The 8,093-nt window shown below is 48.7% G+C and carries 9 protein-coding genes; 1 reads left to right on the top strand and 8 read right to left on the bottom strand.

Annotated features, from left to right (window positions below; all coding sequences use genetic code 11):
- Positions 1–527 precede the first annotated feature (527 nt).
- The 5 genes from map to dxs all read right to left on the bottom strand — a co-directional run bounded on the left by map (position 528) and on the right by dxs (position 5,348).
- Positions 528–1,307: a type I methionyl aminopeptidase gene (gene map, locus ACEPPX_RS04795; protein WP_047760022.1), complete on the bottom strand. Its 780-nt coding sequence runs from the start codon at positions 1,305–1,307 to the stop codon at positions 528–530.
- A gap of 292 nt (positions 1,308–1,599) precedes the next feature.
- Positions 1,600–2,382, bottom strand: a complete 783-nt coding sequence (trpC, locus tag ACEPPX_RS04790; protein WP_416623142.1) for an indole-3-glycerol phosphate synthase TrpC — start codon at positions 2,380–2,382, stop codon at positions 1,600–1,602.
- A gap of 30 nt (positions 2,383–2,412) precedes the next feature.
- Positions 2,413–2,574, bottom strand: coding sequence for a hypothetical protein (locus ACEPPX_RS04785; RefSeq protein WP_416623141.1), 162 nt, complete (start codon positions 2,572–2,574; stop codon positions 2,413–2,415).
- Between the two features lie 59 nt (positions 2,575–2,633).
- Entirely contained in the window at positions 2,634–3,242 is a 609-nt protein-coding gene (locus ACEPPX_RS04780; protein WP_416623140.1) for a trimeric intracellular cation channel family protein, read from the bottom strand.
- Between the two features lie 222 nt (positions 3,243–3,464).
- Positions 3,465–5,348 (bottom strand): 1-deoxy-D-xylulose-5-phosphate synthase, encoded by a 1,884-nt coding sequence (gene dxs / locus ACEPPX_RS04775; RefSeq protein WP_416623139.1) that lies wholly within the window; start codon positions 5,346–5,348, stop codon positions 3,465–3,467.
- Between the two features lie 195 nt (positions 5,349–5,543).
- Here dxs and ACEPPX_RS04770 point away from each other — a divergent pair, with 195 nt between their 5' ends.
- The gene (locus tag ACEPPX_RS04770) at positions 5,544–6,056 is read left to right on the top strand and encodes an MliC family protein (protein ID WP_053008280.1); all 513 of its coding nucleotides are present in this window, start codon (positions 5,544–5,546) and stop codon (positions 6,054–6,056) included.
- A 101-nt stretch (positions 6,057–6,157) separates the two neighbouring features.
- Here the strand turns inward: ACEPPX_RS04770 and rlmH are convergent, their stop codons facing one another.
- The 3 genes from rlmH to nadD all read right to left on the bottom strand — a co-directional run bounded on the left by rlmH (position 6,158) and on the right by nadD (position 8,061).
- Positions 6,158–6,628, bottom strand: coding sequence for a 23S rRNA (pseudouridine(1915)-N(3))-methyltransferase RlmH (rlmH, locus tag ACEPPX_RS04765; RefSeq protein WP_047760018.1), 471 nt, complete (start codon positions 6,626–6,628; stop codon positions 6,158–6,160).
- 289 nt (positions 6,629–6,917) lie between these two features.
- On the bottom strand, positions 6,918–7,313 hold the full coding sequence (gene rsfS / locus ACEPPX_RS04760; RefSeq protein WP_047760017.1) for a ribosome silencing factor: 396 nt from the start codon (positions 7,311–7,313) through the stop codon (positions 6,918–6,920).
- Positions 7,314–7,452: 139 nt separating this feature from the next.
- A complete protein-coding gene (gene nadD / locus ACEPPX_RS04755; RefSeq protein WP_416623138.1) occupies positions 7,453–8,061 on the bottom strand; it encodes a nicotinate-nucleotide adenylyltransferase in 609 nt (202 codons plus the stop codon).
- Positions 8,062–8,093 lie beyond the last annotated feature (32 nt).

The raw sequence follows: 8,093 nt of genomic DNA, 5'->3' as shown, positions 1-8,093 counted from the left end.
ATTTTGTAGCAGCTCTGATTTCTAATGTGTCCATTTTTTAATTTCCTTGTATGTTTAACTGATGGATACATGATGCCCTAGCTTCTTAAAACAGCCGAGCAATCGGAGTGCTTTGTTCAAGCCAATATAAAAAATCCTGCCTTTGTTTGGCAGGATTTGAAAATTTATTGCACATGGTGAAATAAATTTAAAAGCGGTTTATCTCAAAAATCGCGCTGATTTATCGCGCGCGGCTTCAGCAAAATGAATTTTTGGGGGTAAAAAAGCCTTATGGCGGTACTTTGTAAAATTGTTACCTGAGTGTTGTATTTAAGGATGTATCCTGGTTTCTGTCGCAAAATTAATTGGCATATTGCATAGTAGTAGTGCCTGTGATTGTAAAGCTGTATTTTTACCACAGGGTGATATTGGGAAAATAGTCGGGGAAGTACAAGGCTGTTGGTAAGTGGGTAAATGAACACCCTGCTTGAGGGTGACAGACAAGCAGGGTAAAAAGAGAAATTTTCCAAAGGGAAAATAGCAGGGTTTTATGGTTTCCCGGTAGCTGGGCTGATGGTTAGGATTTCGTAGCCTGTTTCGGTGACTAATACTTCGTGTTCCCATTGGGCTGAGAGTGAACGGTCTTTGGTAACGACTGTCCAGCCGTCCGCCAAGATACGCAGGTGGCGCTTACCTTGGTTGATCATGGGTTCGATGGTGAAAATCATACCCGGTTTGAGCACCATACCTTGTCCTTTACGGCCATAGTGTAATACTTGGGGAGCTTCGTGAAAGCCTCGGCCGATACCGTGGCCGCAGAATTCCTGCACGACCGAATAGCCGGCATTTTCGGCTACTTGTTGGCAAGCATAGCCGATATCGCCCAAAGTGGCACCGGGTTTAACGGCGGCAATGCCGGCCATCATGGCTTCATGAGTAACGTCTATAAGGCGTTGCGCTTGTGGACTGATGGTTCCGACAGCAAACATACGGCTGGAATCCCCGTGGAAGCCGTCTTTTTTGATGGTGACGTCGATATTGATGATATCGCCGTTTTTTAGGGGCTTGTCATCGGGAATGCCGTGGCAGATAACATGGTTGACGGAGGTGCAGCACGATTTCGGATAGGGCGGGTTGCCGTAGTTTAAGGGCGCGGGATAGCCGCCTTGTACGTTGATATGATAGTCGTGAACGAGTTGGTTGAGCTCGTTGGTAGTAACGCCGGGTTTGACGAATTGGCCGATATAATCCAGGGCTTCGGCAGCCAGACGGCCTAATTCACGCATTTTTTCGATTTCTTCGGGCGTTTTGATGATAACTTGTTCCATGTGTGTCCTTATGCATTCAGACGGCCTTGGTTTAGAAGCCGTCTGAAAAATGGGAATCATATTCAAAATATGATTCCATTATAGCCCGAATCTGTGTGCCTCGCAGCTATCGGGCTGTTTACTATCGTGAAAAATACCGGAACATACCGCAGTAATACTTTATATCAGCGTAAATATTCTGTGCTTTACTTAATAAGCAACTTTTCAGGTTAACAGAAGAGATCACTGATGTATTGGAGAATAATCAAAGGCCGTCTGAAAAATTCAGACGGCCTTTGAGCAAACTAAATATTTAAAATAGGGCTTTAACCGCAGTTTCAATGTTGTCGGCGCGCATAAAGGTTTCGCCGATTAAAAAGGTATGGATTCCGTGGGATTGCATAAAATCGACATCGGTTTTACCGGTGATACCGCTTTCTGTAACAATAGTCTTACCCTCGAGTAACGGCAGCAAATCTAAAGTTTGTTGCAAGGAAACTTCGAATGTGCGCAGATTACGGTTGTTCACGCCTACTAACGGGGTGGTGAGCTTGCGGCATTTTTGCAATTCTCCGGCATCGTGCAGCTCAAGCAATACCGTCATGCCTAAAGAGTGGGCGGTGGCTTCTAGTTGCTCAAGTTGATCTGCTTCTAATGCGGCAGCAATTAGTAAAACCGCATCCGCACCCCAAGCGCGGGCTTGATAGATCTGGTATTCGTCAATAATGAAATCTTTGCGAAGCACGGGTAGTGAAACGGCTGCCCGAGCTTGGCGCAGGTATTCCGGCGAACCTTGGAAGTATTGCTCGTCGGTGAGTACCGATAAGCAGGCGGCACCTGCCCGTTCGTAGGCCCGGGCAATTTCTACAGGATTGAAGTCTGCTCGAATCAGGCCTTTACTGGGACTGGCTTTTTTGACTTCGGCAATAACGGCGGGCTGGTTTGCAGCATGCTTCGCCAGAATGGCACTCAGAAACGGTCGGACGGGTGATGCGGCTGCAGCCTGTCGCTTGATTTCTTCGGTTGGAATTTCGGCTTTGGCGGCTGCGACTTCTTCGGCTTTGGTCGCTAAAATCTTATTCAGAATATCGGTCATAAAAGGGGCTCCGGGCAGGGACGGTAGTTTTTAAGAGATAGCGGCATTGATATCGGATTCTTGAGGGTTGCCGTATCGATGCGGGTTTACCGGGGTGGTTGCGGCGATTATACGGGATTGCAGAGGGGAGAAAAACACTGTAGCACCAGACAAAATCTGAAATAGCGAACGTTTGCTTGCAAGGGTTGGCATTGGAGTAGCTGCTTTTTGATTTTCAGGCGGCCTCTTAGGCGGTGTATGTCATATCTCTTTTAAAAGCGCGGTAACGCCCATGATACGCGGTGTGCCCACAAGCGTAAGGCATAGCCGCCCCATAGCAGGATATTCAACGTTAGCGTATTCACCCCGCCAAATGAATCCAGCGCATATAAGGCTAAGCCGATGATGACTGATACAGTACCGTAAAAATCTTTACGCAGAATCATCGGAATATCGTTCACCAACGTATCACGCACAATACCACCGCCTACGGCGGTAATAAACCCCAGCATCACTACGCCGAATAAATTGAGTTCGTACATCAGCCCCACTTGTGCGCCGGTAATGGTGAAAGCGACCAGCCCGAGAGAGTCGGCCAGTAGGAACAAGGCTGCCAATACTTTTTTGCGGTTATTTTGTAATTTGAACAGCCAGGCTAATAGCAGGGTAATGCCAATAACAATCAAGGCCGTATTTTGGGTAAAAACCGCAGGTGTACGATTTACTAACACATCGCGCATCATGCCGCCGCCTATGGCGGTCAGGAGGGAGACAATCAAAACGCCTAAAATATCAAGCCGTTTGCGTACGCCGACCAGGTAGCCTGAAATGGCAAATGCGGCAGTGCCGATAATGTGGATGATTTCTGTGGTGTGGTTCATGGTAGTGTCGTGGGTAAGGGCGCGTGAAATGCGGGCGAACCGTATGGCAAAGCCGGTTTTTGTAGCGGTATTGTTTTATGGTTGCAGCTTATTGGTAGGCGTTATCAGTAAAAATAGTTAAATAGTGCGTATTGTCGTTTGTTTAACCGTATGGCTTTGAGTAACGCAATAATGCCGTCTGAAATTTTCAGGCGGCATTATTGCGTGAGGGCGGCGGTTTGTTTATGCCTGAAGCCAAGTGCTGATTTTATTGCATAAGGCTTCGGCACTCAGACCTTGCTCTTCGAGCAGACGTTTCGGGTCGCCATGTTCGGTAACACAGTCGGTTACGCCGAGTGTTAATACCGGTTTTAAGATGCGGTGTTTAGCCAATACCTCGAGTACGGCACTGCCTGCACCACCCGGTAGCGTATTCTCTTCTATGGTAACCAAATAATCGTGATTTTGTGCCAACCGGAGAATCAATTCTTCATCAATCGGTTTTACGAAACGCATATCGGCTACGGTAGCATCCAGTGTTTCGGCTGCCGACAATGCAGGTTGAACCATGCTGCCGAAAGCGATAAGGGCGGTTTGTTTGCCCTGGCGTTTGATGATGCCTTTACCGACCGGGACGGTATCCAGGCCGTCTGAAACTTCAACGCCTGTGCCTGAGCCGCGCGGATAGCGTACGGCAGTAGGGCAGTCGAGCTGATAACAAGTAGACAGCAATAGGCGGCATTCTGCTTCGTCACTGGGTGCGGCAATTACCATATTGGGTACGCAGCGTAGGAAACTCAGGTCATATAGGCCGGCATGGGTAGGGCCGTCGGCACCGACAATGCCTGCGCGGTCGATGGCGAATAATACGGGCAGGTTTTGCAGGGCGACATCATGTATCAGTTGGTCGTAAGCACGTTGCAGGAAGGTTGAGTAAATAGCCACAACCGGTTTCACACCTTCGCAAGCCAAGCCTCCGGCAAAAGTTACCGCGTGTTGTTCGGCGATGCCTACGTCAAAATAGCGTTCGGGAAAACGTTGTTCAAACTCCACCAAGCCGCTGCCTTCGCGCATGGCAGGGGTAATGGCAGCCAAGCGTGAATCGGCCGCTGCCTGATCGCACAACCATCGGCCAAAAATTTGGGTATAGGTAGGTTTGGCGGGAGCGGCGGGGGGCGGTGTTTCTCCTTCTTTGGCTAAGGTGGCAACCGCGTGGTATTTCACCGGATCGTTTTCAGCCAGTTTGTAGCCTTGGCCCTTTTTAGTGATAACGTGCAATAGCTGCGGACCCTTACGGTTGCGCAGGTCTTGCAATACTTCTACCAATTGTTCGACATCGTGACCGTCAACCGGGCCGGTGTACTGGAAGCCGAAGTTTTCGAATAGTGATAGAGACTGCTTTACATGCTCGGCTTCGTTAGCGATGGTTTTGATTTTGTGTTCGACTTTTTGGGCGATTTCCATAGCGCCGGGCAATACGCCCAATACTTTGCTGGATTGCGCTTTGATACTGCTGAGCAGGCCGTGCATATCTCGTACGACATTGCGGGCGAGGTATTTGGGTAATGCGCCGACATTGGGCGAGATCGACATTTCGTTATCGTTGAGGATAACGAGCAAATCCACATCCATATCGCCCGCACAATTGAGCGCCTCAAAAGCTTGTCCGGCCGTCATCGCGCCATCGCCGATAATGGCGACGCTGCGTTTGCCATTGCCGGCCAGTTTGTCTGCTACGGCCATACCCAAAGCAGCGCCGATAGATGTCGAAGAATGGCCGACGCCGAATGCGTCATATTCAGATTCTGAGCGTTTCGGAAAGCCCGCCAAGCCGCCGTATTGGCGCATGGTGCCCATTTGATGTTTGCGGCCGGTAAGGATTTTGTGCGGATAGCTTTGGTGGCCGACGTCCCAAACCAGTTTGTCGTCTGGCGTGTTGTAAACATAATGCAGTGCAACGGTCAACTCTACTGCGCCGAGGTTGCTGGCAAAGTGTCCGCCGGTTTTTCCTACGGACTCCAGCAGAAAATGGCGTAGCTCTGCGGCAAGTTGCGGCAGTTTCTTTTTATCCAAACGGCGGAGGTCTTCAGGTAGCTCAACGGTATCAAGTAGGGAGGTGTGGCTCATAGCATATTGTTTTTTGAAATAATGGGCGATTATAGCAAGAGTTTGCGGGTGAAAGCAGCCTTATTTCAATCACGGTCGAGTCTTGCGGATGGCAGGTAGTAAGAGGGGCTGTTATACTGGAGACGTTAGTTTGCAATGCTGCTTCCGGTACGCTGTTTTAGTGTTCGGAAAGCTTAATGAGAAAGGAATTTTGGAATGAATACATCCGGTTTGAAATTTGTAGCTTTATCTGTTGTGCTATCGTTGCTTTCGGCGTGTACGCCGGCTGAAAAAGCAACGGATACAGCGGTATCCGCTCCTGCTTCTGCCGCTGAGACGGCTTCTTCCGCAACTGGTACGGGAGTAGCATCGGAAATCGTAGCTGTTGCACCGGCAGCCGGTGAAATTAATTCGGCGAAGTGGCTCTCTTTCCAATGTGATGACGGTAAAACCATTGATGCGCGTTATGCCGGAGCCGGTACGGCTGCCGTGGCACAGTTGAAGTTTAATGGCCAGACTTTGGATTTGAAATATGACGGCAGCCGTAGTAATGAAGATTTGATTGCTTTCAGTAATGATCAGTATGGTTGGACAATCAGCAACCAATATGCCGGAAACCTATATAAAGAAGATGGTGGATTCTTGGTGCGGTTTGAGAAACAGGAAGTGAATGGTATGCCAACAGATGTGGAAAGTATCCAAGTGAAAAACTGTATGCCTGTCGAGTAAGATATTACTCAACTATGGTTTAAAGCCGCCCTTATGTAAGGGCGGCTTTCTTGTTTGTCGGTTTGTCTTACCAGCCGGCGGCTGTGCGCTGTATATGTGCCTTATTCGCGGTGGTATGGATGATTGTGCAGAATGGATACGGCACGGTAGAGCTGTTCGGTTAGTAATACGCGTACCATCCCGTGAGGCAGGGTCAGGCTGGACAAGCGCATCATCATGCGCGCTTGCTGTTTTAATTTGTCGGTCATGCCGTCGGCACCTCCTATGATAAAGCAAACATGCTCGCCCTCTGCCTGCCATTGTTTCAAATGGGCGGCTAATTCTACCGAAGTAGGCGCTTTGCCGCGTTCGTCCAAAACAACTAGATAAGCACCTTGGGGGATGGTCTCGAGGATACGCTTTTCTTCGGCAGCCATGCCTTGGGCGGCATTAACGCCGGCTCCGCGTTTTTCCGGTTTGATTTCTTTCAAGACATAGTTAATATCGCGGCCAAAGCGTTTGGCGTATTCTTCTACGGCTTCATCGACCCAACGCGGCATTTTGGTACCGACTGCCAATACGGTAATGTTCATAATTTGTAATTAATAGAGGGTGTACGGTTTGGATTGCTGTGGTTGTATGAAATGGGTTCCACACAGCGCCTATATATTTTTCAGACGGCTTTTGTCGATTATCCGGCCTTGCTTGGCAAAAATTTTTGATCAATCGAGTAAGTGTTTTGTGCACTAAATAGGCGGCCGTCTGAAAAGATTGGGATCATAGGAGATACCGTATTCATTGGTATCTTTTAAAATTAAAACCATATTTTTACGGGAAAAAAAACCGCAAGCGGGCTTGCGGCTGGCGTGAATAATGGGTTGGTTATTGGCTGTCTGCCGCATGCCAAGGCTTCGCGGCTCCGGCATGGAAAGACGGCTTTTCACCACCCCATAAGGTGTCGATATCATAATAATCGCGTACGGCAGGCAGCATAACATGAACCACCAAATCACCGGCGTCTACTAAGGCCCATTCGCCGCTGTCTTCACCTTCGGTGCTGAGAATCTCAAAGCCGGCTGCTTTTAATTCGACGGCTACGTTATTAACCAAAGCCTTGACTTGGCGGCTGCTGTCGCCGCTGGCGATAATCATTTTGGCAAACAGCGAGGTTTTGGCTGCGGTATCCAATACGGTGATGTCTTTGGCTTTGATGTCTTCCAAAGCATTTACGGCGATTTCTGCCATTTTCTGCAAGTCTTGCAATTCTTGTTCGTTCATTCTGTTTCCTGTTGAGAATATCTGTATTTTATGTGAATTATACCTGAAACGGCTAAGGCCGTCTGAAAAGCAAACTGTGGCTAGATTTGATGTTATAGCGTCTGCTGTTTAGCGGTATGGGTTCAGACGGCATTTTCGATTAGCGGTAAAGTTTGTGGTCGGTAATGTAGCGGGCGACTGATTCCGGCAGGTTCTCGGCCGGAATATGGCCTTGGCGAATTTGTTTCCTGATAGAGGTAGAGCTGATATCGTATAACGGTGCATTGAGCAGCTTTAGAGATTGGTTTTGCAGCGCATCGCCTAACCATGCATGTAATTCCGCAGGTGCTTGATTCAGGTTGTCGCCTTTGCGCGCAGCAACGGCGATATGGATTTGGCGTACCAGTGTTTGCCATTTTTTCCAAGTGTGTAGTTGTAATAGGCTGTCCATACCCATCAGCCACCATAATCGGGCGGTAGGGAACTGTTGGCGGAAAATTTGTACGGTATCGAATGTATAAGTAGCGCCTTTGCGAATAATATCGCAATCGCTGACGGCAAATCTCGGATCATCTGCTACGGCAAGCTCGGCCATTGCCAGCCTATGATGAGCGGCCGCATGTTTGACGTCGGCTTTATGATAAGGATCGCCTGCGGGTAGGAATACCACCATATCTAAATTGAGCTCGTCGGCAAATGCGCGTGCAATATGTAGGTGGCCGTTATGGATGGGGTCGAAAGTACCGCCGAAAAGTCCTATTTTTTTCATATCGGATAGTTTGCCGTTTCAGACGGCTTGTT

Origin of the sequence: Neisseria sp. S1 (genome assembly GCF_048060015.1) — a bacterium.
Classification (GTDB): domain Bacteria; phylum Pseudomonadota; class Gammaproteobacteria; order Burkholderiales; family Neisseriaceae; genus Neisseria; species Neisseria arctica.
The sequence above is the reverse complement of the archived record's forward strand: the minus strand, read 5'-3'. Positions and strand labels throughout refer to the sequence as shown.

Excerpts from the sequence above, each read along its gene's own strand:
- ACEPPX_RS04780 (WP_416623140.1), bottom strand. The coding sequence starts at position 3,242 with ATGAACCACACCACAGAAATCATCCACATTATCGGCACTGCCGCATTT.
- rlmH (WP_047760018.1), bottom strand. The coding sequence starts at position 6,628 with ATGAACATTACCGTATTGGCAGTCGGTACCAAAATGCCGCGTTGGGTC.
- nadD (WP_416623138.1), bottom strand. The coding sequence starts at position 8,061 with ATGAAAAAAATAGGACTTTTCGGCGGTACTTTCGACCCCATCCATAAC.
- trpC (WP_416623142.1), bottom strand. The coding sequence starts at position 2,382 with ATGACCGATATTCTGAATAAGATTTTAGCGACCAAAGCCGAAGAAGTC.
- ACEPPX_RS04770 (WP_053008280.1), top strand. The coding sequence starts at position 5,544 with ATGAATACATCCGGTTTGAAATTTGTAGCTTTATCTGTTGTGCTATCG.
- dxs (WP_416623139.1), bottom strand. The coding sequence starts at position 5,348 with ATGAGCCACACCTCCCTACTTGATACCGTTGAGCTACCTGAAGACCTC.
- map (WP_047760022.1), bottom strand. The coding sequence starts at position 1,307 with ATGGAACAAGTTATCATCAAAACGCCCGAAGAAATCGAAAAAATGCGT.
- rsfS (WP_047760017.1), bottom strand. The coding sequence starts at position 7,313 with ATGAACGAACAAGAATTGCAAGACTTGCAGAAAATGGCAGAAATCGCC.
- ACEPPX_RS04785 (WP_416623141.1), bottom strand. The coding sequence starts at position 2,574 with ATGCCAACCCTTGCAAGCAAACGTTCGCTATTTCAGATTTTGTCTGGT.